General features: G+C 65.8%; 22 protein-coding genes. 1 reads left to right on the plus strand and 21 read right to left on the minus strand.

Annotated elements, in window-relative coordinates; all coding sequences use genetic code 11:
- Positions 1-40: 40 nt before the first annotated feature.
- The 18 genes from ODR01_RS17990 to ODR01_RS18075 all read right to left on the minus strand — a co-directional run bounded on the left by ODR01_RS17990 (position 41) and on the right by ODR01_RS18075 (position 18,669).
- Entirely contained in the window at positions 41-1,291 is a 1,251-nt protein-coding gene (locus ODR01_RS17990) for a Zn-dependent hydrolase (protein ID WP_316979079.1), read from the minus strand.
- Positions 1,292-1,364: 73 nt separating this feature from the next.
- Positions 1,365-2,402: a TRAP transporter substrate-binding protein gene (locus tag ODR01_RS17995; protein WP_316979080.1), complete on the minus strand. Its 1,038-nt coding sequence runs from the start codon at positions 2,400-2,402 to the stop codon at positions 1,365-1,367.
- 44 nt (positions 2,403-2,446) lie between these two features.
- Positions 2,447-3,727, minus strand: coding sequence for a TRAP transporter large permease (locus ODR01_RS18000; protein WP_316979081.1), 1,281 nt, complete (start codon positions 3,725-3,727; stop codon positions 2,447-2,449).
- A gap of 1 nt (position 3,728) precedes the next feature.
- A complete protein-coding gene (locus ODR01_RS18005) occupies positions 3,729-4,280 on the minus strand; it encodes a TRAP transporter small permease (protein WP_316979082.1) in 552 nt (183 codons plus the stop codon).
- A gap of 280 nt (positions 4,281-4,560) precedes the next feature.
- Positions 4,561-5,466: an allantoinase PuuE gene (puuE, locus tag ODR01_RS18010; RefSeq protein WP_394356850.1), complete on the minus strand. Its 906-nt coding sequence runs from the start codon at positions 5,464-5,466 to the stop codon at positions 4,561-4,563.
- Between the two features lie 163 nt (positions 5,467-5,629).
- Positions 5,630-7,090: an NCS1 family nucleobase:cation symporter-1 gene (locus ODR01_RS18015; protein WP_316979084.1), complete on the minus strand. Its 1,461-nt coding sequence runs from the start codon at positions 7,088-7,090 to the stop codon at positions 5,630-5,632.
- 65 nt (positions 7,091-7,155) lie between these two features.
- Complete coding sequence (locus ODR01_RS18020) at positions 7,156-8,712, minus strand: amidohydrolase family protein (RefSeq protein ID WP_316979085.1); 1,557 nt, start codon at positions 8,710-8,712, stop codon at positions 7,156-7,158.
- Positions 8,713-8,745: 33 nt separating this feature from the next.
- Positions 8,746-9,456: an aspartate/glutamate racemase family protein gene (locus tag ODR01_RS18025; protein WP_316979086.1), complete on the minus strand. Its 711-nt coding sequence runs from the start codon at positions 9,454-9,456 to the stop codon at positions 8,746-8,748.
- 19 nt (positions 9,457-9,475) lie between these two features.
- On the minus strand, positions 9,476-10,192 hold the full coding sequence (locus tag ODR01_RS18030; protein ID WP_316979087.1) for an ABC transporter ATP-binding protein: 717 nt from the start codon (positions 10,190-10,192) through the stop codon (positions 9,476-9,478).
- Positions 10,193-10,195: 3 nt separating this feature from the next.
- On the minus strand, positions 10,196-10,975 hold the full coding sequence (locus ODR01_RS18035) for an ABC transporter ATP-binding protein (protein WP_316979088.1): 780 nt from the start codon (positions 10,973-10,975) through the stop codon (positions 10,196-10,198).
- On the minus strand, positions 10,972-11,952 hold the full coding sequence (locus ODR01_RS18040; protein ID WP_316979089.1) for a branched-chain amino acid ABC transporter permease: 981 nt from the start codon (positions 11,950-11,952) through the stop codon (positions 10,972-10,974). Before ODR01_RS18040 ends, ODR01_RS18035 begins: the two co-directional genes overlap by 4 nt.
- A gap of 7 nt (positions 11,953-11,959) precedes the next feature.
- Entirely contained in the window at positions 11,960-12,832 is an 873-nt protein-coding gene (locus tag ODR01_RS18045) for a branched-chain amino acid ABC transporter permease (protein ID WP_316979090.1), read from the minus strand.
- A 78-nt stretch (positions 12,833-12,910) separates the two neighbouring features.
- Entirely contained in the window at positions 12,911-14,110 is a 1,200-nt protein-coding gene (locus ODR01_RS18050; RefSeq protein WP_316979091.1) for an ABC transporter substrate-binding protein, read from the minus strand.
- Positions 14,111-14,191: 81 nt separating this feature from the next.
- Positions 14,192-15,163, minus strand: coding sequence for a carbamate kinase (gene arcC / locus ODR01_RS18055; protein ID WP_316979092.1), 972 nt, complete (start codon positions 15,161-15,163; stop codon positions 14,192-14,194).
- A gap of 54 nt (positions 15,164-15,217) precedes the next feature.
- Positions 15,218-16,255 (minus strand): asparaginase, encoded by a 1,038-nt coding sequence (locus ODR01_RS18060; RefSeq protein WP_316979093.1) that lies wholly within the window; start codon positions 16,253-16,255, stop codon positions 15,218-15,220.
- 30 nt (positions 16,256-16,285) lie between these two features.
- On the minus strand, positions 16,286-17,311 hold the full coding sequence (locus tag ODR01_RS18065; RefSeq protein ID WP_316979094.1) for an aspartate/ornithine carbamoyltransferase family protein: 1,026 nt from the start codon (positions 17,309-17,311) through the stop codon (positions 16,286-16,288).
- Positions 17,312-17,355: 44 nt separating this feature from the next.
- Entirely contained in the window at positions 17,356-18,126 is a 771-nt protein-coding gene (gene allE / locus ODR01_RS18070; RefSeq protein WP_316979095.1) for a (S)-ureidoglycine aminohydrolase, read from the minus strand.
- A 42-nt stretch (positions 18,127-18,168) separates the two neighbouring features.
- Positions 18,169-18,669 (minus strand): ureidoglycolate lyase, encoded by a 501-nt coding sequence (locus ODR01_RS18075; protein ID WP_316979096.1) that lies wholly within the window; start codon positions 18,667-18,669, stop codon positions 18,169-18,171.
- A 265-nt stretch (positions 18,670-18,934) separates the two neighbouring features.
- Here ODR01_RS18075 and ODR01_RS18080 point away from each other — a divergent pair, with 265 nt between their 5' ends.
- Positions 18,935-20,158 (plus strand): ROK family protein, encoded by a 1,224-nt coding sequence (locus ODR01_RS18080; protein ID WP_316979097.1) that lies wholly within the window; start codon positions 18,935-18,937, stop codon positions 20,156-20,158.
- A 9-nt stretch (positions 20,159-20,167) separates the two neighbouring features.
- Here ODR01_RS18080 and ODR01_RS18085 read toward each other — a convergent pair whose 3' ends face one another.
- The 3 genes from ODR01_RS18085 to ODR01_RS18095 all read right to left on the minus strand — a co-directional run bounded on the left by ODR01_RS18085 (position 20,168) and on the right by ODR01_RS18095 (position 23,153).
- Positions 20,168-21,652: a tripartite tricarboxylate transporter permease gene (locus ODR01_RS18085; RefSeq protein WP_316979098.1), complete on the minus strand. Its 1,485-nt coding sequence runs from the start codon at positions 21,650-21,652 to the stop codon at positions 20,168-20,170.
- 33 nt (positions 21,653-21,685) lie between these two features.
- Entirely contained in the window at positions 21,686-22,114 is a 429-nt protein-coding gene (locus ODR01_RS18090) for a tripartite tricarboxylate transporter TctB family protein (protein ID WP_316979099.1), read from the minus strand.
- A gap of 70 nt (positions 22,115-22,184) precedes the next feature.
- Complete coding sequence (locus ODR01_RS18095) at positions 22,185-23,153, minus strand: tripartite tricarboxylate transporter substrate binding protein (RefSeq protein WP_316979100.1); 969 nt, start codon at positions 23,151-23,153, stop codon at positions 22,185-22,187.
- Between the last annotated feature and the right edge of the window lie 24 nt (positions 23,154-23,177).

Here is a 23,177-nt window from a genome sequence, read left to right on the forward strand (position 1 = left end):
TCTCAGTGTTCTCCGTGTTCTCGGTGGTGAATCTTAATTCTTAAACGACGCCGGCCTTTTCCAGGGCGACGCGCAACAACACCTCGGCGCCGGCGGAAAGCTGCGCCGGGTCGGTGTGCTCGGTCACGTTGTGGCTGATGCCGCCCCGGCTCGGCACGAAGATCATGGCGGCCGGGCAGTGCGGCGCGAACATCTGGGCGTCGTGGCCGGCCCCCGAGGGCATGCGCCTGACCGAATGGCCGAGGCCGCGGGCGGTTTCTTCGACGAGCGCGACCAGTTCGGGATCGAAGGCGACCGGGGCGAAGCGGGCCAGCGGACGGGCCTCGAACCCCACCCCCTCGGCGGCGGCGGCCTGGGCGGCGAAGGCCCGGAGCCTTTCGTCGGCGGCGGCGAGCGTCGCGGCATCGGTGTTGCGCAGATCGGCGGTCAACAGCGCCTCCCCCGGCACCACGTTGACGAGCCCGGGTGCGACGGCGAGGCGCCCGACGGTAGCCACCTGGACGCCGCCGATTTCCCCCGCCAGCCGGCGGGCCTCGACGGCCACCCGCGCGGCGACGTAGCCGGCGTCGTGGCGCATCGCCATCGGCGTCGTACCGGCGTGGTTGGTCTGGCCCTGGAAGCGGTATTCGGTCCAGCAGATGCCCTGCACGCCGGTGACGGCGCCGATGGCGATGCCCCCGGCATCGAGGACCGGGCCCTGCTCGATGTGCAGCTCGAGATAGCAGTGGGCGGCGATGGCGCCGACCGGGGCGTCGCCGGCATAGCCGATGCGCGCCAGTTCGTCGCCCACGGTGGCGCCGTCGATGCCGACGGCGGCGAGCGCTTCGGCCAGGCCGAGATGGCCGGAAAGAACGCCGCTGCCCATCATGTCGGGGGCGAAACGCGCACCCTCCTCGTTGGTGAAGAAGGCCACCGCCAGCGGCCGGCGGGTGCGGATGGCGGCGTCGTTCAAGACGTTCACCACCTCGAGGCCGGCCAGCACGCCGAGCGCGCCGTCGTAAAGGCCGCCGGTGGCCACGGTGTCGATGTGCGACCCGATGACCACGGGGGGCCCGGCCTCGGCGCCCGCACGCAGGCCGAAGACATTGCCGATGCGATCGACGGTGACGGCGAGGCCGAGGCCACGCATCCAGCCGGCCACGCAATCGCGGCCCTGGCGGTCGGCCTCGGAGAGGGCCAGCCGGCTGACGCCGCCGCCGGGCAGGGCGCCGATCCGCCCGAGCGCCTCGATGCGGCCCATCAGGCGGGCGGGATCGATGCCGAGATTGGCGGGACGGGACGATGGGCGCATGGTTTCCTCCGTAAGAATGGAAAGGGGCCGGACGCGACGGCGCCCGGCCCCGTTCACGCCGCAAGCGAAGCGGTTACATGTTTTCCTTGATGGAGGCCAGCATGGCATCCAGCATCTCGGTGCCTTCCTTGCCGTACTTGCCTTCGATCAGCTTGCGCACGGCGGGCTGGGTCGCGTCGGCGAACTTCTTGAGCTCGGCGGCGGGGATGGTGTTGACCTGCATCTTCTTGGCCAGGCGCGGCAGACCGCGATCCGAGGCCTCGATCAGGCGCGACATGCCACGGCCGGCCTCGCTCGCCACATCGGACGCCCACAGGACGACGTCGCGCTGTTCGGGCTTCAGCTTGGCCAGGAAGTCCTTGTTCATGAACCACACGTAGGGCGTGATCACGTGGTTGGAGATGGACAGGTACTTCTGGACCTCGTCGAACTTGGCGAAGGCCATGATCGGAATCGGGTTCATCTGGCCGTCGGCGACGCCGGTCTGCAGCGCGGTATAGACCTCGGCCCACGGCAGCGCGGTCGGCTGGCCGCCCAGCGAGGAAACGATCGCCTCGTGGGTGGGCAGCGTCATGGTGCGGATCTTCAACCCCTTCATGTCCTCGACCGTCTTGATCGGCCGCTTGTTGTTGGAGAACACGAAGAAGCCGCCGGAATCGATGAGGCCCAGCACCTTGAGGTCGGTCTTCTTCTCGAGGTCGGCCACGAACTTCTTGCCGAAGGAACTGTCCCGGCTGATGACCTTGGAGGCGACCGCGATGTTCGGGAAGGCGAACGGCATGTCGAAGACGCCGACCAGCGGATAGTGCCCGGCGACGCCGCCGGCCGAGGAAATGAACGATTCGACGACGCCGCTGCGGACCTGGTCGATGACTTCGCTTTCCTTGCCGAGCTGGCCGTTGGCGAACAGTTTGACCTCGATCGTGCCGTTGGTGTTGGCCTCGACGAACGACTTGAAGATGGCGGCCATGGTACCCGAGTGGGAATCGAGCGGCTCGTCGGGGTTCATATGGCCCAGACGGATGGTGACGTCCGCCGCCATGGCGCCCGAAGACACCAGGGCAACGGTGGCGGCTCCCGCCAGGAGTCGCAGATGTTTGAGGTATGTCATTCCAATGCTCCCTTTTTTATAGACTGCGAACACGAAAAAACGTCTCAGAAGCCGAGCGCACGCGGCACGCTGAGCGTCACCGCCGGCCAATAGGCCACCAAGAGGAGAACGGTCACTTCGGCCAGGATGAAGGGCCACAGCGAGCGCGTGATGTTTTCGATCTTCTCCTTGCACACCGAGGCCAGGACGAACAGGCAGGCCCCCACCGGCGGCGTCATCAGCGAGATGTTCAGCGCCAGCACGATGACGATACCGGCGTGGATGGGGTCCATGCCGATGGCCAGCGTCAGCGGCCCCAGCACGGGGGCCATGATGATCAGCGTGGCGTTGATGTCCATGAAGAGGCCGATGAACAGCAGCAGCACCACGATCATGCCGATGATGACGGCGGGATTGCTGGAAATGCTGAGGAAGCCCTTGGCGATCAGCTGCGGGATCTGGTTGTAGGTCATCCACCAGCCGAGGATGGTGGCCGAGGCGATGATGACGAAGATGACGCCGGTGATCATCGTCGTGCGGACCAGCGTGTGGTAGAGGTCCGGCCAGCTCAGCTTGCGATAGACCGCGGCGCCGAGGAAGAGGGCGTAGGCGACCGCGATGGCCGCCGCCTCGGTGGGCGTCGCCCAGCCGCCCAGGATGGAGCCCAGGATGAACACCGGCAGCAGCAGCGCCAGGAAGCTGCCGCGGAACGTCGTGGCGATCAGGCGCAGGCTCGGCCGGCGGTCGGACTTGGGCAGGTTCCAGCGCTTGCCGAAGATGGCGATCATGCCCATGCAGGCGGCGCCGATGAGCAGGCCGGGCAGGATGCCGGCGGCGAACATGCCGGCGATCGACACCCCCATGATCGAGCCGTAGATGATCATCAGGGTGGAGGGCGGGATGGTCGGCCCGATGATCGAGCCGGCGGCCACCACCGCGCAGGAAAAGGGCTTGGTGTAGCCCGACTTGACCATGGCCGGCACCAGGGTGTTGCCGAAGGCCGCCGCCTCGGCGGTGGCCGCCCCGGTGATGCCGGCGAACATGATGGAGGCGGCGAAGTTGGTGTGGGCCATGCCGCCGCGCAGCCAGCCCACCAGCGAATCGGCGAACTTGACGATCTGGTCGGTGATGCCGGTCTTGTTCATGATCTCGCCGGCCAGAATGAAGAACGGCATGGCGAGGAAGGGGAAGAGATCGAGGCCGGCGAAGAAGCGGTCCGGAACCATGGTCAGGAAGCGGCCGCCGCCCATGTCGAGGATGCCGACCACGCCGGCGACGCCGAGGATGAAACCGACCGGCATGCCCAGCGCCAGGAGGCCGAAAAAGATGACACCAACAAGAATCATGTCAAACCTCCTGCGCCGGCTTGTCGGTAGCCGCCGGCGCCAGCATGATGAAATCGCGAACCGAGACCAAGGCGAGTTGGACGCAGGCCATGGCCGCGGACAGCGGAATGCCGATGTTGGGATAGCCCTTCGGCATCTCGTAGATCATGGTGAAGCGGGTCATGCCGCGCTCCACGAAGCCGAGCCCGTAGTAGAAGATCAACGCGAAAAACGCGAAGGCCAGGAGGTCGAAGATCAACGCCAGCCATCGCCGGTAGCGCGGCGGAAACTTCTCGAAAACAAACAGCACGCCGATGTGTTCGCGATGCGCGATGCCCGACGACACCGCCAGCAGCGCCATCCAGATCATCAGGTAGCGGGCCAATTCCTCGGTCCAGGTCGCCTGGACGGTGATGTCCGGAAAGAGCGATCCCATCACCGGGACGAGGTAGCGCACCAAGACGCCCAGCCACACGTCGAGCACCAGGATGACCATCAGGAGCACGCAAAAGCGTTCGACGAACCAGTTGACCCGCATGCTCAGGCCATGCGCCGATTGTGCCACGTTGTTCATGTTGTTACCCGTGTCCCCCGTGCGTAAGAATTGGTCAGAATGAAAGGAAATCCCCGCCCTGCCAAGGCTATGTTGATTTTTTCAGCCGTTCGGCCGCCGACGGTGGCGCAACGGCGCTTTCCTGCCACTTTGCCCGTCATTGGATGCGGGCACATGCCCAAGAAAGCGGCCCGTCGCACCGACCCCGCCGGCACGCACGGGCGAAACACCTCGACTCGGGGGCCGAGATTGCTGTCGTCCATCGGCGTGCCTTTCTTTCGTTGCGTCCCAGCCGCCGGCTTCACACCGGATGATGTTCCCGCCAATGGCGGGCGATGTCGACGCGTCGCGCCACCCACACCTTGTCGTGCGAAAGCACGTAATCGACAAACCTTTTCAGCGCCTGGAAGCGCGCCGGCTTGCCGATCAGCCGGCAATGCATGCCGACCGACATCATGCGCGGCCGCTCGGCGCCCTCCTCGTAAAGGGTGTCGAAGGCGTCCTTCATGTAGGTGAAGTACTGATCGCCGCTGTTGAACCCCTGGATCGCCGCGAACTTCATGTCGTTGGTGTCCAGCGTGTAGGGTACCACCAGGTGCGGCTTGTCCACCACCCGGCTCCAGAACGGCAGGTCGTCGGAATAGTCGTCGGCGTCATAGAGGAAGCCGCCCTCCTCGGCCACCAGCGCGCGGGTGTTCTCGCTGGTCCGCCCGGTGTACCAGCCGAGCGGGCGGGAGCCGGTGATGCGCTTCTGGATCTCGATGGCGAGGCGCATGTGCTCGCGCTCCTCTTCGATCGGCATGCCGTGATAGTTGATCCAGCGGTAGCCGTGCGAGCAGATCTCGTGGCCGTCCTTCGTGACGACCTCGGCGACCAGCGGGTTGCGCTCCAGCGCCATGGCGATGCCGAAGACGGTGATCGGCAGCCGCCGTTCGCGGAACAGCTTCAGCACCCGCCAGACGCCAGCCCGGCTGCCATATTCGTAGAGCGATTCCATGCTCATGTGGCGGGCGCCGACGAACGGCACCGCGCCGACCATTTCCGACAGGAAGGTTTCCGAGGCGGCATCGCCATGCAGCACGCAGTTCTCGCCGCCCTCTTCGTAGTTGAGCACGAACTGCACCGCGATGCGGGCGCCGCCCGGCCATTTCGCATGCGGCACATCGGGGCCGTAACCGGTCATGTCGCGCGGGTAGTCGGTCTTCATGGTGGTCATTTCCAATGCCTTTCTTCTTGCTTCTTGCGCGGGCGCCCCACGCCCGCTCCGCCTGGCGAGATCGTTCCTCGGGGTATCCCCGGCCCCAGGCCCGGCCGGCCCGAAAAAGGTCCGGCGCGCGGGAGGTTTCCCGCGCGCCGGTTCCCTTGGGTCGTCAGTCGTCCGCCGCGGCGCTGGCCGCCAGCGGGCTGGTGGCCATCAGGCCATAGTAGAACAGGCCGCCCAGGCACGCCCCGATCACCCAGCCGTAGCCGGACAGGGCTTCCAGAGCCGGCACCCACACCGAGGAGATCGAGAAGAGTGCGGCCGCCCCGAAGGCGATCAGCGCCCGCTGGTTCCAGCCGTTGACGTAGTAGTACTTGCTGCCCGGTTCGGAGGAAAACAGCTGCTGGATGTCCAGCTTCTGCTTCTTCACCAGGTAGTAGTCGACGATCATGATCCCGTAGACCGGGGCCAGGATGGCGCCCAGGGTATTGACGAAGCCGGCGATGCCGATGTTGCTGATCACCGAGACCCACAAGGCGCCGACGAAGAAGGCGGCGATGGAGGTGATCAGCCCGCCGATCTTGAAGTTGATCTTGCTGGGGATCAGGTTGGCGAGGTCGTAAGCCGGCGGCACGAAGTTGGCCACCACGTTGATGCCGACCGTCGCCGCGAAGAAGGTGATGGCGGCAATCACGGTGAGCCCCAGGTTGTCGACACGGGCCACGATGTCGGCCGGGTTGGTCAGCCGTTCGCCGAACAGCACGACGGTGCCGGCGGTGACGAACAGCGCGATGAACGAGAAGAAGGCGACGTTGAGCGGCAGCCCCAGCAGGTTGCCGATTTTCATTTCCCGTTCGCTGCGCACGAAGCGCGAGAAGTCGCCGTAGTTGATGACCACGGCGGCGAAGTAGGCGACCATCGTGCCGGTGATGCCGAGGAAGGCCGCGACCGGGCCGCCGGCGTAGGTGCCGGTGCCGCTGAAGATCTTGCCGACTTCGGACATCAGGCCGCCACCCGCCTTGACCCAGATGATCCCCATGAGGACGAGCATCACCACGTAGACGAAGGGACCGGCCCAGTTGAGGAAATGGCGGATCCATTCGATGCCCCGCCAGAACATGTAGAGCTGGAACAGCCACACGACCACGAACGAGAACCAGCCGATGGCGGTCATGCCGAGGAATTCGGCCCCGCCGGCGCTGCCCGTCAGCGCGTTGATCAGAAGGGTCAACGCGGTGGAGGCGAAGTAGGTCTGCACGCCGTACCAGAAGATGGCGACGACGGCCCGGACCATAGCCGGGAAGTTGGCACCGCGCACACCCATGCTGACGCGGGCCATCACCGGGTAGGGGATGCCGTAACGCACGCTGGGCTGCCCCGAGAGGTTGACCAGCACCATGATGATGAAGCCGGCCAGGATGATCGCCGCCATCACCGCCCAACCGTTGAGGCCGTAGGTGATGAACAGCGAAGCGGCCAGCGTGTAGCCGAAAAGGCTTTGGATGTCGTTCGACCACACATTGAAGATTTCAAACCAGCCCCACGTCCGCTTTGCATGCGGAATGGGCGCCAAATCCTCGTTGTACAGGGTTGGGTCGATCTTTTTGATTCCGAGATCGCGGGTATCCATGGTTCCCCCTATTCTTTACCTGTTGTTTTGTCTTGCACGTTCACACCATATCACTTGCTGAGACTTTATCGGCCGTTCAGCCGATAAAACGGTTCCGTCATCTCCAGATGCTCCAGCATGGCGTTGTGCCAGCGCTGGTGATGGGTCATCAGCCGGCGGATGGGTTCCTGGCGGGCCCGCTGCGCTTCGGAAACGCCACGCCCGCAGAAGGCGCGCACCTCGGCGAAAAGGGCCTCGACATCATAGCCGACGAAGCGGCCGTCCTCGACCACCACTTGGCCGCCGACCACGACGGTATGGACATGCGATCCCTTGGCCCTGAGGACCAGGGTCTCCAGCAAATCGGCATCGGGGCTGGTCCACGGAGCGTCGAAGACGGGTCCGGCATCGACAAAGATGAGGTCGGCAAGCCGCCCCGCCGCCAGGGTGCCCAGGCGGCCTTCGAAGCCGATGACGCGGGCCGCGTTGACCGTCGCCATGCGCAGCACCTGGGCGCCGGTCATGGCCGGCGTCCGTTCGAGATCGAACCCCGGGATGCGATGCAGCTGATGGATCAGCCGCATTTCCATGAAGGGGTCCTCGTCGTCGTTGATGCTTTTGTCGTCGATCCCCATCGCCACGTTGACGCCGGCCCGCAGCAGCTCGTAGACCGGCGAGATGCCGTTGCGGACGTGCAGGTTGCAGCTGGCGTGGTGGGTGATCGAGGCGCCGCGGGCGGCGAGAAGCGCAATGTCGTCGGCCGAAATCCAGACCATGTGGCCGAAAACGGCGTTCGGCGCCACCAGGCCCATGTCGTCGAGAACGGCCAGAAGAGAGCGGCCGTACTTCTTGAAGCCGTAGGCGCGCTGATGCGGCGTCTGCAAGGTGTGGATGTGGATGGGAAGCCCGCCCAGCGCGGCCGCGCGGTCTCGAATGCGGCCCATCAGCCGGTCGGTGCCGCCGTGCGCCCAGCTCGGCCCCAGCAGGATGCGCATATCCGGCCCGTCGTACTTGGCATGGAGATGCTCGAAGACCTCGAAGAAACGGGCCTCGTCCTCGTCCGGATCGTACTCGGTGAACGGCCGGGCCAGCGCCCGCAGGTCGGGCGGCAGGGTTTCGAGAAACGCCTTCTCGTCGCAGGCGAAGCGGTTGACGTTGCGGATGGCCGGCGAATAGGCCAACCGAATCCCGGTTTCCTTGTAGGCCCCGATGGCCCTTTCGGCGTTGCCGACGGCGTCGGGCCCGAGATCGTCCCAGCCGGTGTGATGGAGGGCCGTGCAGCCGTTGGCAAGGTGGCGCACCGCCGTCAGCGCGGCGCCGAGATCGGCGGGCAGCGAAACGCGCCACGGTTCGTCGAGCAGCATGTTCTCCAGGAAGTCGTAGCCGACCCCGGCCTGGATGCGGGTGATGCCATAGCCGTGGGTGTGGGCGTCGATCAGTCCCGGCATCACGATCTGGCGGCCATCGCCGACGATCGTCGCGTTCGGGAAGCGGCGGCGCAGGGCGTCGAAGGGGCCGGTCTCGCGCACCGTATCGCCGGCGACGGCGACGGCGCCGTCGTCGATCCACCGGCCGGTCCCGTCCTCTGCGTCGATCAGGACATGGCGGCCGCGGAACAGCGTGACGGTGGCGTTTTCCGGCATGGCGCTTTTCACTCTCTCACCGGCGCACCTGCGTCATGATGTCTTCTCCTTGGCCCGCGGCGCCGCGTAGGCGCCGACCTTGCTGGTCCTGAGCCCGGCGCCGAGGAGCGCTTCTACCATCTTCACGGCGACGGCGACGCCATCGATGACGGGAATCTTCGTCTCGGCGCTAAGCCAGGCGGTGAGGTCGGTCATGCCGGCGCAGCCCAAAACGACGGCCTCGCAGCGGTCCTCGCGCACGGCGCGAAGGATCTCGTCGCGGATGATTTCGCGGGCCCGGCCGCCCTTCTCTTCCAGCGCCAGCACCGGCAGGTCGGAGGCCCTGACCTTCCGGCAGCGCCGCTCCATGCCGTACTTGACCGCCAGGTCCTCGATGATGGGGACCGAGCGCGACAGCGTGGTGACCACCGAGAAGCTGGAGGAGATCATCGAGGCCGCGTGCATGGCCGCCTCGCAGATGCCGAGCACCGGGCCGCCGGCCACCTCGCGGCAGGCGTCGAGGCCGGTGTCGTCGAAGCAGGCGACGACATAGCCGTCGCACCCTTCCGCCTCGCCCTTGCGGATCTCGGCCAGCAGGCCCGGCACCGCCAGGGCGCCGTCGGTGTGGCCCTCGATGCTGGCCGGGCTGTCGGTGGGGTTGGTGGCGACGATTTCGGTCCCCGGCGCCGCCAGCACCTCGGCGCAGCGCCGGATCTTGTCGGTCATCGAGGCGGTGGAGTTGGGGTTGACGATCTTGATCTTCATGGACGTTGTCTCCGCGCTCCTAGAGTTCGCCGCCCAGGTAGAGCTTCTGGATGCGGGGGTCGCGGCGCAGCTCGGCCGAGATCCCCTCGATGGCGATCTCGCCGGTCGAGAAGGCGTAGGCGCGGTGCGAGATGGCCAGCGCCATGCGCGAGTTCTGCTCGACGAGGATCACCGAGACGTTGCTGTCGCGGTTGATGGCGACGATCGAGCGGGCGATGTCCTGGACCAGCTTGGGCGCGATGCCGAGCGACGGCTCGTCGAGCAGCAGCAGGCGCGGCGCGGCCATCAGGGCCCGCCCGATCACCAGCATCTGCTGCTCGCCGCCGCTGAGCGTGCCGGCGGCCTGGGAATAGCGCTCCTTGAGCCGCGGGAAGCGGGCCAGCACGCCTTCGAGGTCGGCGGCGATGGCCTTCTTGTCGCTGCGGGTGAAGGCACCCATCAGCAGGTTGTCCTTGACCGACATGAGGGGAAAGACGCGCCGCCCCTCGGGGACCATGGCCACGCCCTTGCGCACGATCTGGTCGGGCGGCAGCGTATCCAGGCGGGTGCCGTCGAACCAGATTTCGCCTTCGGTGAGCTTCTTGAGGCCGGTGATGGCGCGCAGCGTCGACGACTTGCCGGCGCCGTTGGCGCCGATCAGCGCGATGGTCTCGCCCTCTTCCATGGAGATGGAGACGTTGCGGACGGCGCGGACCCGATCGTAGCTGAGGCTGATGTTCCTGACTTCGAAATACATGGCTCAGATCCCGATTTCTTGGTCTTCGCGCCCGAGATAGGCCTCGATCACCCGCTCGTTGCTTTGGATTTCCGCCGGCGTGCCCTCGGCGATCATCTGGCCGAAGTTGAGCACGACGATGCGGTCGCTGATCTTCATGACCGCCTTCATGTCGTGCTCGACCAGAAGGATGGTGATGCCGCGGTCGCGCACGCCGCGCACCATCTCGACCGCCTTCATGGTCTCGTCGTGGTTCATGCCGGCGAAGGGCTCGTCGAGCAGCAGGACCTGCGGCCTGGCGGCCAGGCCGATGGCAATGCCGAGCGCCCGCAGATAGCCGTGCGGCAGGTTGCGGGCCACCTCGTCCTGGACATGGCCGAGCCCGAGATAGTCGAGAATCTCGGCCGCCGACTCGTTGAAGTCGGCCTCGTCGCGCCGCGCCGTCAGCGTGCCGGCATAGTGGCCGAGCAGGCTGGCCTTGCTTTGCAGGTGATGGGCGACGACGACGTTCTGGCGGGCCGTCATGTCCTTGAAGATGGTGGTTTCCTGGAAGGTCCGCACGACGCCCTTGCGGGCGACGATGTGCGGCGCCAGGCCGGAGATGCGCTCGCCGTTGTAGAGGACCTCGCCGTGGGTCGGCCTCAGGAATGACGCGATCAGCTTGAACAGGGTGGATTTGCCGGCCCCGTTCGGCCCGATGACCGAGAGGATCTCCCGCTCCTCGACCCCGAAGGAGACGTCGCCGACCGCGGTCAGGCCGCCGAATTTCTTGGTCAGGCCCTTGATTTCCAGGAGCGCGGTCATTTGCTGGCCCCCCGCTTGTTGAACAGGGGAAGGCTGAGGATGCCGTTGGGCAGGAACACGATGAGCAGGATCAGGATCGTCGAGTAGATCAGCAGTTGGAACTTGCCGGTGGTGAACAGCAGATCCCAGCCGAAGTAGATCATGAGGGTGCCCAGCATCGGCCCGAAGACGTAGCCGAGGCCGCCCAGGAAGCAGTTGAGCATGAAGTCGACGGAGTCCTTCACCGGGAAGCTGGCCGGATAGATGGACCGCGAAATGGCGACGAAGATGGCGCCCGAGATGCCGCCGAGGAACGACGAGGTGGCGAAGGCGACGACCCGCAGATAGGCGATGTTGACGCCGATGGAAGAGGCCAGTTCCTCGTTCTGCTGCAGCGAACGGCAGAGATGGCCGACCCGCGAATTCACCAGCCGGTAGAGGCCGGCGAAGCTGAACACCATCAGAACGGTCGCCAGGTAGTAGAAGGCCAGCTTGACGTTGCCGATGGTCGAGAAGTCGGGGATGATCGTCAGCCCGAAAAGGGAAAGCTCGCCCGGCAGCGGAATCGACGAGATGCCGCGGGCGCCGTTGGTGATCGGCAGCGCCAGGGCGGTGAGCCGGGCGACCTCGGTCAGGACCAGGGTGATCATCGCGAAGTAGACGCCCCTGAGGCGCAGGATGGGCAGGCCGATCAGCACGGCAAGCGCGGCGCAGAACAACCCGGAAAGCGGCAGGGTCAGCCAGAACGAGACGTCGTACTTGCTGATCAGGATGGCCGAGACATAGCCTCCGGCCAGGGCGAAGGCCCCCTGGCCGATGTTGATGCGGCCGATGTAGAAGGTCAGCCAGACGCCGCCGCTGGCGATGGAGAGCAGCGCCACCGAGGTGAGGGTGTAATAGAAATCCCAGCGGCCGGAGACATGGATCAGCCAGGGGACGACCGCGAACACGGTCAGCAGGAACGCCCCCACGACCACAAGTTGGTTTCTTGTTATCATCTTTCGATCAACCCCAGGGTTTGCCCATCAGCCCTTGCGGGCGGATGGCCAGGAACACCATCAAGGAGGCGAAAATCGCGAGGTAGGTGATGTCGCCATAGGCGGCCAGCACCGTAAGGCCGATGGATTCCAGCATGCCGAGGATGAAGCCGCCGGCGATGGCGCCGGAAATCACGCCGGCGCCGCCGATCATCACCATCATGAAGGCCTTGATCCCCGTCGGTCCGCCCATGCCGAGGTTGATGCCGGTGACAGTCACCAGCAGGCCGCCGACCACGCCGGCCAGCATCGCGCCCAAGGCAAATCCGATGATCGAGTAGCGGTCGACGTCGACGCCCATGAGCTGGGCGGCAATCTTGTCCTGCGCCAGGGCGCGCATGGCCCGGCCGGTCCTGGAATACTGCATGTAGAGGATGAACGCCGCGATCGCCAGGATCGCCAGGACCCCGACCAGGATCTTGTCGTAGGGCATCACGATCGTGAAATCGTTGTAGTTGAAGATGCCGTTGACGATCTTCGGCACGCCGCGCTGCTTCTCGCCGAACAGCAGAAGCACGATGGCGTCGAGGAAGAAGGAGAGGCCCGCGGCCAGCAGCATCGTGCTCTCCTCGCGCACCGACCTGCGGGTCACCGGCCCGAACAGAAACTTCTGCACGAGAGCGCCGATGATCGCAAGCGTCACCCCGGAGGCCACCACCCCGACAATGAAGGGCAGGCCCAGTTGTGCGTAGACGGTGTAGGTGACGAAACCGCCGATCACGTACATCTGCCCGTGCGCGAAGTTCAGCACGTTCATCAGGGCGAAAATCAGGGTCAGCCCCAGGGCGATCAGCGCGTATTGCGCGCCCAGGTACAAACCGTTGGCAATGATCTGTTCCATGAGACAAGTCCGGGTTTGAAGGGCTCAGAACCTAGGCAAAGGCCCCGAGCCCTTCAGGAAACATGCACCGTCCGTCGATCAGTCGACTTCGGCGATGAACAGCGTTTCGAACTTGCCGTTCTTGTACTCGTTGACCACCATCGGCACCGAGATCTGGCGCTTCTGGCCGAACGACTTCATGCCGACGTACTTCAGCTTGGCGTCGCCCTTCATGAAGACGTTCGAGGCCTCGAACGTTTCCATGGTCTTCTTGAACTCGTCGACATTGTCGATCGCCTTCGGATTGACCTTGAGCGTTTCGAGAATGTATTCGAGCGCGTAAACCTTGGTGTTCGACTCGTCGTTGTATTCGCCGAACATCTTGGTGTAGCGGGCGACGAACTCGCGCATCGCATCGCTGGCGATCTCGGGGGTCGAGGCACCGCCGACCGAAATGAAGCCATCGGCGAGGTCGCCGGCGCCTTCCTTGATGACATTGGCGTCCTGGGCCGTCTCGGCCGAGATCAGGCCCTTGTAGCCGAGTTCGCGCGCCGCGCGGATGAGCTGCGGGGTGTTGGCCGGCGCGGCGCCGGAAAGGACCAGCAGGTCCGGCTTGGTGCGCACGACCGGGGTCAGGACCGGCGTGAAGTCGGTGGTGTCGACCTGGTAGGTGATGTTGCTGGACACCACGTCCAGCCCCAGGGACTTGGCCGCGGCGATGCCGCCTTCGCGCTGGCTGAGCGGATCGGACTCGTTGGCGCAGACGAAGGCGATCTTCTTAACGCCCTTTTTCTCCATGAGGTATTTGTAGATCGCCGGGCCGGACTGGTAGTTGGCGACCATGCCGAGGATGGCGTTGGAGGCCGGCGGGGTGTAGAGCGACTTCGGGAACGAGTACGGGAAGTACATGATTCCATTCTGCTCGGCGACCGGGCGGACGGCGGCGGCGCCGTCGTCGACGTTCGGCCCGACGACGTAGTGGATGCGTTCCTGCGCCATCTTCTCCATGCCGGCGATGGCCCGCTTGGGGTCCTTCTGGTCGTCGAAGGTGACGATTTCGACGTCGTAGGTCTTGTCGCCGATTTTGACGCCGCCCTTTTCATTGATCCAGGCGGCGCGGGTCTGCATGGAGCGCACGTTCGAGATGCCCCAGGCCGCGGCCGGGCCGCTGGTCACGCCGACGAAGCCGATCCGCAGTTTCTCGTTGGCCGCCATTGCCCCCTGCGGCGCCGCCAGGCCGGCGGCCGCGGCGATGCCGGCCACGATGGCCGCCTGCACGAAGATTCTCCGATTCAACATGGTGTTCTCCCTATTGTGATGTTTGAACGCTTTTTCCGGGTTCTTCCCGTCTTACGCCGTCTCCCGAATCGCGGGGACTCCTCACGCCCCCTTGTCGGCGACGATGTGGGTTCCGGCCTCGCCGCGCAGGGCGGGCAGGGCCTGGTCGAGATGACCGATGATGGCCCGCTTGCCGCCGCCGTCGATGAAGCGGATGGCCGCCTCGATCTTCGGGCCCATGCTGCCTTCGGGGAAATGGCCCTCGGCCAGGTACTTGCGCATCTCGGAAACCGGCACCTCGTCCAGCTCGCGCTGGTCGGGCTTGCCGAAATTGACCGCCACCCGCGACACCGCCGTCAGGATCATCATGGTGTCGATGCCGAGCACGTTGGCCATGTGGGCCGAGGTCAGGTCCTTGTCGATCACCGCCTCGACGCCGCGGCGCACGCCGCGGGCGTCGCGCACCACGGGGATGCCGCCGCCACCGGCGGCGATCACCACCGTGCCCCGGCTGGCCAGCGCCTCGACCAGCGAAATGTCGCAGATGTGCTTGGGCTTGGGCGAGGCGACCACCAGGCGCCAGCCGCGGCCGGCGTCCTCGCGCATGACCCAGCCCATCTGGGCAGTCAGGTCCTTGGCCTCGGCCTCGCTGTAGAAGTAGCCGACCGGCTTGGTGGGGTTTTTGAAGCCGGGATCGTCGGCGTCGACCTCGACCTGGGTCACCAGGCCGACCACGTGGCGCGGGTTGCCGACCTCACGCAGCGCGTTCTCGAAGGCCTGCATCAGGATGTAGGCGGTAGCGCCCTGGGTGTCGGCGACCAGGATGTCGAGCGTCATCGGCACCACCCGCTCGCGGGCCAGGACGTTGCGCATCAGCACCTTGCCGACGGCGGGGCCGTTGCCGTGGGTGATGATCAGCTGGTTGTCGAGTTCGAGCAGCGGCAGCAGGGCCTTGGCCGTGCTGGCGGCGATCGTCATCTGCTCCTCGGAGGTGCCCTTGATGCCGGCCGGCTGGATGGCGTTGCCGCCGACGGCAACGAGCAGGCGCTTGGGGAGAGTCTGGTTGGCTTTCACGTCTGTCACTCCTCAGTCAACCCAGATCCGAAATACGCGCTTCGCCGGCCGCCCTTACAGGCAGCTTCCGTAGCTGTCGCCGAGACCGGCCGGAAGGCAGCCGAAAAGAGCGGGGATCTCGGCCGCCTTCCGGCCCTCGGCAAGCGCCAGGGAAAGCAGAAGCGCGGATTTCTGGGGGTTGAGAAAACCCGATGCGGCGACGATGTCGGCGTCCTCCCGAAGGTCCATGACCTCGGGCATGACGGCGACGTCGCCGACCCGCGATGAAACCACGATGGCCGTGCCGTCCTTCGCCATTTTGCGGGCCAGCTCGGCCATCGGGGCCGGCATGGTGCCGCCGCCGAAACCGGCGATGACGACGCCGGGATAGCCGGCGTCGCGGCAGGCGGCCAGCGGCGCCGCGCCGCAGCCGCCGTGGACGATGACGATGCCGACGGCCGGCAGGTCGCCCTGCCCGCCCAGGCGGGAAACGAAGCGGCCGGCCAGCGGCGAGCGGCGGGGCGGCTCGAACCAGGTCAGCCGCTCGCCGGTGACCCGGCCCAGCGGCCCGCCCGGATAGGCGCGAAACGCCTGCACCGGCAGCGAGGCCGTCTTGACGGCCATCCAGCCGGGCAGCACGGTGTCGTTCATGACCACCAGGACGCCCCGTTCGGCGGAGTCGGGCGCGGCGGCCACCCGCACCGCCTGGAACAGGTTGGCCGGGCCGTCGGCCCCCAAGGCGGTGGCCGGCCGCATGGCGGCGGTGAAGACCACCGGCTTGTCGGTCTTGAGGAGGAGACCGAGGAAAAAGGCCGCCTCCTCCAGCGTGTCGGTGCCGTGCGTCACGACGACGCCGTCGGCCTCGCCGGCATCCAGCGCCGCCTGGACCCGCCGGGCCAGGGCCAGCCACTCGGCTGGCCCCAGGTCGCCGGACGGCTTGGCATAGAGGGTCTCGGCCCTGACCTCGGCCAGGCGGTCGAGCTGGGCGATGCCGGCGATCAGCCGGGAGGCGTCGATCTGCCCGGCCTTGTAGGTGGCGGTGGTCGCCGATTGGCCGGCCCCGGCGATGGTGCCGCCGGTGCCGAGCACCAGGATCTTCGCCTTCCCAGCCATATCCGCCCGCTCCTTTGACCCGCCGCTCCGTCAGACTCCGACGATGTTGGCCAGCAGCGACATGCGCAAGGCAACCGAGAAGCCGATCGCCTTGAAGTAGAGCTGATGGGCGCTCTCGTCGATGGCGAAGTCGAACTCGCCCTCGTTGCGCGGCAACGAGTGGCTGATGCCCACCGTGCGGCCGGTCTTCTTCTCGATCTTCTGCAGGCCTTCCAGCGTGAAGTAGTACTCCTGCATCTTCTTCATGAATTCGTCGCGGCCGGGATCGCCCTTCTTGACCGAGCAGCCGGGCAGATAGACGAAATCGACGCCCTTGTCGGCGATCAGTTCTTCCTGCTGGCCGATCGTCAGGTCGAAGTGCTCCTCGTAGTTCGCCTTCATGCCGTCGAGCTTGTCCTTGATCACCTTCGGCGTGCCGAGGCCGGTGGTCCCGGAATAGATGATCTTGGCGCCCATGCGGGCGAGGCCGAGACCGAACGACTGTCCGGAGCGTGCCCGCGACAGGTCGGGGGTGGCGATCATCACGGTCATCTCCGCGAAGGGACGCCCGATCGCCCGGTAGGCGGTGTACATGTCGAGCAGGCCCTGGGTCGGATGGGTGACGTTGCCGTAGCCGCCGCTGATGATCGGAACGGACTTGTCGCCGAGCTGCTTGATCACTTCGATCACCGCCTCGTCGGGGTGACGCAGAACGATGACGTCGGCGTACTGCGAGGTAACGCGCAGGGAGTCGTAAAGCGATTCGCCCTTGGCCGCCGACGAGCTGACCAGCGGGTTGGATTCGGTGATGACGTTGCCGCCCAGGCGGTACATGGCGGTCTCGTGGCTGAACCGGGTCCGCGTGCTGGGCTGGAAGAACTGGGTGCACAGCACCTTGCCCTCGAGCAGCGGAATGCGGCTGCGATAGAAGGGCTCGAGCATCTCGGCCGTCTTGAACAGATCGGCCAGCTGCTGGCGCGACAGGTCGTCGATGAAGATCAGATGGCGCCCTTTAATGCCGGTCTTCTCGACCTGCTTGTAGATGTCGCGCGGCCCGAAATCCGTGGTCAGTGTCATGGTTCGTCTCTTTCCTCTAAAACAGATCAGGCACGAACGGCCGCTCAGATCGGGGCGTCGCGGTTCATGTCCTTGCTGTAGATGTACCAATAGGGCTCGCGGCCGGTGGCGTAGGTGGCCTGCTGGCAGAACGGGCCGAACCAGATGAAGTCTTCCTTCTTGACCTGCAGCCAGTCCTCGCCCAGCAGGTACATGCCCTGCCCGCCCAGCACGTAGGCGCCGTGCTCCTGCACGTGGGTCTCGCAGAAGGGATGGCAGCCGGCGGCCAGGAACTTGAGCGTGTGCATGTTCATGTCGAAGGCCGGCTCGTAGGGCAGCAGGTCGCGCAGCAGCACGTTTTCCATGCCGTCGTAGATCACTTCCTTGACCGAGGCGATGTCGCCGAACACGCGCCACGGCTTCAAGTCCCCCAGCGGCACGAAGCGCTGCTTATAAAGCAGGATGCGCACCGGCTTGCCCGAGGCATTCTCGAACTCGATGCCCTCGGCGGGCGGCGCGAAGGCGTAGCCGCCGGCCTTCAAGGTTTCGGTCTGGCCGCCGACGGAGACGCGAAGCGCCCCCTCGCCATCGACGACATAAAGGAAGGTCTCGACGCCGGGATCGGCGACGAAGGGCGTCGTCGTCTTGCCGCCCGCCTCGACGGCGCCGACGTACTGCACGAAGCTGGCGCCGATCTTGGGCGAGCAGATGATGGTCAGGCGGCATCCCGAAAAACCGGGAACGGAATTGATGACGCGACCTTCAGGCGGGATGACCGCGTAGCTGCCCGGCTTGACGACGGCTCGCGATTCGAGAAATCCCACGGGATACGGCATTCCTATCTCCTTTCGAACGAAAAACGCTTCAGCAATCCCCGCCTAGCGCGGCGCGGCCAGGACCAGCGGCTCGCCGGTTGCGGGCAGGGGAAAAAGATCGCAATTGGGTTCCGCCGTTCCCCGGTCGATGACCAGGAAGCGCATGGGCGTGACCACGATGGCGGGATGGTGCCAGACGCCGCGGCGAAAATTCACGCCCTGGGCGCCGTTGGTGAAGAAAACGCGAATGTCGGCCGCATCGACCGTGTCGCCGGCCGGGGCGACGATGACGAAGAAGCGCTGGCGGTCGAGCGGCACGAAGGCCTGGCTGGACAGCGGGTGGCGCTCCAGCTCGCGGATGGCCAGCGGGAAGCCGAACGGCCGGCTCTCGAAAATGCTGACCACGGGGCGGCCGCCGCCTTCCGTCACGTCGATCGCCGCCAGGTCGCTGTGGCGAACCGTGGTGCCATCATTGATGGGGATAGGCGTGCCGCCACCCACCTCGATGACGTCGCCGAAAGGCGCGAACCGGTCGCGATGCAAGGGTTCCCAATTCAAGGACATCCGGCCACTCCACCCCGGAGCTTCCCGCCTTCCCTGCAGGAGGCTCTCTTTTAAGTGATGGCGATCGCTCGCCACCCGATATTTATCCGCTTGTCGGAAAGAATATCACCACCCATTTTCTGGGGGCAAGCGTTTTAATTCCGGCAATCGGAAAAAATTGTGGACGGCGGCCTGGGCGTTCCGGCACAAGACCGTTGACATCGCGCACGGGGCCGTAAACAACAGCAGTGCAGGCGCCAATCGGGGAAACGCCAGGGGGATGGGCATGAAAGCGCGCTTCACGGCCGACGAGATCTTCGCCGACGCCCGGGTCCGCCGGACCGATCTGGCCAAGGCACGGATCTTCCTCGCCGTCTTCGAGCGCGGCCAGGACGACGCCCACACCCGGCGCAGCCTGACCCAGGATCTCTCGCTCCGGCCAGCCACGGTTTCGGCCATGGTCGGCGAACTGATCGCGGATGGCCTGATCGCCGAAACCGACCGCACCGCCGCCACCGGCAAGGGCCGCCCCGAGGCCTGCCTGCGGCTTCAGGCCAACCGCATGGTGACGGCGGCGATGGAGGTGACGTCCAGAACCATCCGCGGCGTCCTGGTCAACCTCGAGGGCCGCACGGTGGCCGAGGCCAGCCTGGCGATCGAGGAGGACGAGGCCGAACAGGCGAACGTCCTGGCCGCCTTCAAGGCCGTCGCCGGCGACGTCCTGGCCCAGCGCCCGGCCGGCGCCGTCATCCCCGGCATCGGCATTTCGCTGCCGGGAATCGTCGACGAGCGGAACCTGACCTGGATTTCGGCGGCCCGCTGGCCGCGCATGACCAACATGGATTTCCATGGTTTGGCCGAGGAAACCGGGCTGACCGTGCGGATCGAGCGCAAGCGCCAGTCGGAATTGCGCGCCCATTTCCAGACCCATCCCGAGGAACGCAGCGGCGGCACGCTGTTCGTCAGCTGGGGCTACGGCATCAGCTCGGCCTATGCCCAGAACGGCACCGTGCTGACGTCGGCCATGGGCGGATTCGGCGATCTCGGCCATTGGCTGGTGGAACCGGAAAGCGGCCGCAAGTGCCTGTGCGGCCAGACCGGCTGCCTGGAGGCGCACGCCGCGCTGTGGGCCTTGATGCCGGAAATCCGCAAGGCCTTCCCCGACGTTGGCAACCATCCGCCGACCATCCGCGCCCTGCTGCAAAGCCGGGACATTTCCCATCTGCCGCGCATCGAGCACGCGACGCGGCTGTTCGCGCTGTCGCTGCATAACCTGTTCAAGACGTTCTTCCCGGACCGCATCGTGCTGTCGGGCTATTTTCCGGAAAACCCCTGGATTTCCGAGCGGGTACGCCGCCTCTTCTTCGCCAACATGCCGCATTACGCGCAGGGCCGGGTGATCCTCGAAGTCAAGGACCCCAACGACGACGACGCCGTCATCGGGGTGTCGACGTCGTTCTTCCAGGAAAGCCTGCGCCCCTTCCTGGTCGCCCGCGACGTCCGGATCTGAGGGCGGCGGTCAGGCCCTTTTCGCCCTCTGGCGGCGCCACTGCTGGATCAGCGGCCAGAAAAAAGACATCGCGGCCAGCACCAGCAGGGCCAGGCTGATCGGATCCTCGAAGAAGATCGAATGGCTGCCCTGCGACATGATCATCGCCCGTCGGTAGTTGGACTCGACCATGTAGCCCAGCACCATGCCGAGCACGAGGGGCGCCATCGGGAAACGGAACTTCTTGAGGAAATAGCCGGCGATGCCAAAGCCGACCGTCAGCCAGACGTCGAACACCAGATTGCGGATGGTATAGGCGCCGACGGTGCCGAGCCCAAAGACCACCGCCGCCAGCACCCCTTTAGGGATGTCGATGACCCGCACCCACAGGGGCATGGCCATGCGGCCCAGGGCGAATATCGCGACATAGGCCACCATCAACCCGACGAACAGGCCGTAGACGACTTCGGGGTTCTTGGTAAACAGCTCGGGCCCAGGGGTCAGGCCATGAATGATAAGGGCGCCGATCAGCACCGCCGTGGTCGGCGAGCCGGGCAGGCCCAGGGTGAGCAGCGGGATGAGGGCGCCACCGACGCTGGACGAGTTGGCCGACTCGGGGGCGGCCACCCCCTCGATGCACCCCTTGCCGAATTGGTCGCCCTTGCCCGACCAGCGCTTTTCCTGGTCATAGGCGATCCAGGCGGCGATGTTGGCGCCGGCCCCCGGCACGGCGCCGACGATGGTGCCAATCGCCGAACCCCGCAGGAAGGTGGGAATCAGGCGGATGCTTTCGCGAAGGGTGAGGAAGCCGCGAGCGGCCTTTGAATCCGCCTTTTTGCCGGTGCCGATCTCCTCGATCATCGAGAACACCTCGGTCAAGGCGAACAGGCCGATCAGGGCGGTGAGGAAGGGAATGCCCTCGTAGAGCTCGTAAAAACCGAAGGTGAATCGGAGCCCGCCCGAGATGGGGTCGACGCCGATAATGGTCAGGGCGACGCCGACAGCGGCCATCAGCAACCCCTTCAAGGGACTGTCGCCGCTGAGGCTGGAGATGATCGCCAGCCCGAAGATGCCGAGCGCGCAGAACTGCACCGGGCCGAACTTGAGCGCGACGACCGCCACCGGTTCGGAGATCAGCATCAAGGCGGCGCCGCCGACAACGCCGCCGAAAGTCGAGCCGACCAGCGAGGCCCCCAGCGCCTTGCCGGGCTGTCCCTTCTGATTCAAGGGATAGCCGTCCATGATGGTGGCGGTGGCCGCGGCGGTGCCCGGCGTGCCGATGAGCACGGCCGAGATCGAGCCGCCGTATTCGGCCGCCAGGTAAAGCGCGACCAGCATGTTGAGGCTCATGGCGGCGGGCAGGCCGTACGTCACCGGGATCAGCAGGGCCACGCCCATGGACGGGCCAAGACCCGGCATGGCTCCGACCAAGATGCCGGCCGCCGAACCGATCAGGATCGCCAGGATGCCCGGCACGGTGAAGACCTCGGCCGCCCCGATCAGATAGTTTTCCACCACGGATCTCCCATGCTGTCGCGCCACCGCCCGTCAGGGCAGGGGCACGCCCAGCAACTTGTCAAAAACCACGAAAATAAAGCCGACGAAGCCCGCCGCCACGGCGACAGCGGTGACCCGGGAGGCCCGCAACAAAAGAAGAACCGGCGCCAGGAAAAGCGGGGTCGCCACGTAGTAGCCGAGAACCGGCAACACAACGACGTAAAGCACGCCTGCCGCCGCCATTACCGCAACCCGGGGAAGCTGGGGAAATGCCAGGGGCTTGGTCGGCCCCTGGCAGAGAACACGGACAAGAATGAGGGCCGAGAGCACGACGATGGCCCAACCGCAGACGGTCGGCATCCGGCCCGGACCAGGAGCGCCCAGGGTCATGGAGGAATCGCTGAAACCGCTGGCCCCGACGATCATGGCCGCCCCCAGCAAGAGAAACAGCCCCGAGACAATACTCAGTCCGATGCGCATGGTTTGTCCTTTGCCGCGACAGCGAACTGGCGGCCCCCAACCGGGAACCGCCGGTCCGCCTTCGGCCCCACTACTTCTTGAGGAAGCCGCCTTCCTGGAGGAAGGTGCGCTGCTCGACCAGTTCCTTGCGGACCTTGGCCGTCAACTGCTCGGGGTCAAGGTTCATGAAGTCCTGCTGCTGCTGGGTCATGAAGTCCTTCCATTCCTGACTGGACTCGACCTTGCGGACGGCCGACAGCAGCGGATCGAGGGCGCTCTTGGGCGTCCCCTTCTTGACCATGATGCCGCGCCAGATCGCCTCGACCACGTCAACGCCTTGTTCCTTCATGGTCGGCACGTCGGGCAGGAACATCGAGCGTTCTGCCGTGCTGACGCCAAGCAGGCGCAGTTCGCCGCTCTTGACCTGGGCAAGAGCGCTGCTGGGGGTCATGAAGGCGGCGTCGATGTGGCCGCCCAGCAGGGCGAGCGCCGCCTGGTTGCCGCCGTCGAAGGGAACCCACGCGGCCTTGACGCCGGTCGCCTTGAGAACCTGGTAAAAGACGAACTGATGGAAGCCGGCCGAGGCATAGCCGCCAATCTTGAGCCCGTTCGGCTTGGCCTTCAGGGTATCGACGAAGTCCTTCATCGACTTGAGCGGGCTGTCCTTGCGCACGGCAACCGAGGAGGGTTCCGCCTGCAGGGCGCGCAGCATGATGAAGTCGTCGGGCGTGAACGGCACCTGGCCCTTCGCCATGGTGAAGGTCATGGATGTGCTGGTGGACTGCACGACGTAGCCCTCGGCCGGCTGCGACATGACGTAGGCCATGGCCACGGCGCCGCTGCCGCCCGCGCGGTTCTCGACGACGATCGACTGGCCGATCTCCTTTTCCGTCAGGGCGGCCAGCTTGCGCATCATGATGTCCATCGGCGAACCGGCCGCCGACCAGCAGACGAAATTGATCGGCTTCTCGGGGTAGGCGGCCTCGGCCGGCGCCAGCCAGACGGTGACAAGGACGGCGGCAAGGGACGCGACTGATCTCAGCTTACCTTTGAATTGCATGGTGAAATCTCCTCTCGGTGATGC

Origin of the sequence: Shumkonia mesophila (assembly GCF_026163695.1) — a bacterium.
GTDB classification, from domain to species: domain Bacteria; phylum Pseudomonadota; class Alphaproteobacteria; order Rhodospirillales; family Shumkoniaceae; genus Shumkonia; species Shumkonia mesophila.

Coding starts and splice junctions, on each gene's coding strand:
- ODR01_RS18075 (WP_316979096.1), bottom strand. CDS start 18,669: ATGTCCTTGAATTGGGAACCCTTGCATCGCGACCGGTTCGCGCCTTTC.
- ODR01_RS18015 (WP_316979084.1), bottom strand. CDS start 7,090: ATGGATACCCGCGATCTCGGAATCAAAAAGATCGACCCAACCCTGTAC.
- ODR01_RS18000 (WP_316979081.1), bottom strand. CDS start 3,727: ATGATTCTTGTTGGTGTCATCTTTTTCGGCCTCCTGGCGCTGGGCATG.
- ODR01_RS18045 (WP_316979090.1), bottom strand. CDS start 12,832: ATGGAACAGATCATTGCCAACGGTTTGTACCTGGGCGCGCAATACGCG.
- ODR01_RS18020 (WP_316979085.1), bottom strand. CDS start 8,712: ATGCCGGAAAACGCCACCGTCACGCTGTTCCGCGGCCGCCATGTCCTG.
- ODR01_RS18095 (WP_316979100.1), bottom strand. CDS start 23,153: ATGCAATTCAAAGGTAAGCTGAGATCAGTCGCGTCCCTTGCCGCCGTC.
- ODR01_RS18035 (WP_316979088.1), bottom strand. CDS start 10,975: ATGACCGCGCTCCTGGAAATCAAGGGCCTGACCAAGAAATTCGGCGGC.
- allE (WP_316979095.1), bottom strand. CDS start 18,126: ATGCCGTATCCCGTGGGATTTCTCGAATCGCGAGCCGTCGTCAAGCCG.
- ODR01_RS17990 (WP_316979079.1), bottom strand. CDS start 1,291: ATGCGCCCATCGTCCCGTCCCGCCAATCTCGGCATCGATCCCGCCCGC.
- ODR01_RS18060 (WP_316979093.1), bottom strand. CDS start 16,255: ATGGCTGGGAAGGCGAAGATCCTGGTGCTCGGCACCGGCGGCACCATC.
- ODR01_RS18090 (WP_316979099.1), bottom strand. CDS start 22,114: ATGCGCATCGGACTGAGTATTGTCTCGGGGCTGTTTCTCTTGCTGGGG.
- ODR01_RS18065 (WP_316979094.1), bottom strand. CDS start 17,311: ATGACACTGACCACGGATTTCGGGCCGCGCGACATCTACAAGCAGGTC.
- ODR01_RS18005 (WP_316979082.1), bottom strand. CDS start 4,280: ATGAACAACGTGGCACAATCGGCGCATGGCCTGAGCATGCGGGTCAAC.
- ODR01_RS18040 (WP_316979089.1), bottom strand. CDS start 11,952: ATGATAACAAGAAACCAACTTGTGGTCGTGGGGGCGTTCCTGCTGACC.
- ODR01_RS18080 (WP_316979097.1), top strand. CDS start 18,935: ATGAAAGCGCGCTTCACGGCCGACGAGATCTTCGCCGACGCCCGGGTC.
- puuE (WP_394356850.1), bottom strand. CDS start 5,466: ATGAAGACCGACTACCCGCGCGACATGACCGGTTACGGCCCCGATGTG.
- ODR01_RS18030 (WP_316979087.1), bottom strand. CDS start 10,192: ATGTATTTCGAAGTCAGGAACATCAGCCTCAGCTACGATCGGGTCCGC.
- ODR01_RS18050 (WP_316979091.1), bottom strand. CDS start 14,110: ATGTTGAATCGGAGAATCTTCGTGCAGGCGGCCATCGTGGCCGGCATC.
- ODR01_RS17995 (WP_316979080.1), bottom strand. CDS start 2,402: ATGACATACCTCAAACATCTGCGACTCCTGGCGGGAGCCGCCACCGTT.
- ODR01_RS18025 (WP_316979086.1), bottom strand. CDS start 9,456: ATGAAGATCAAGATCGTCAACCCCAACTCCACCGCCTCGATGACCGAC.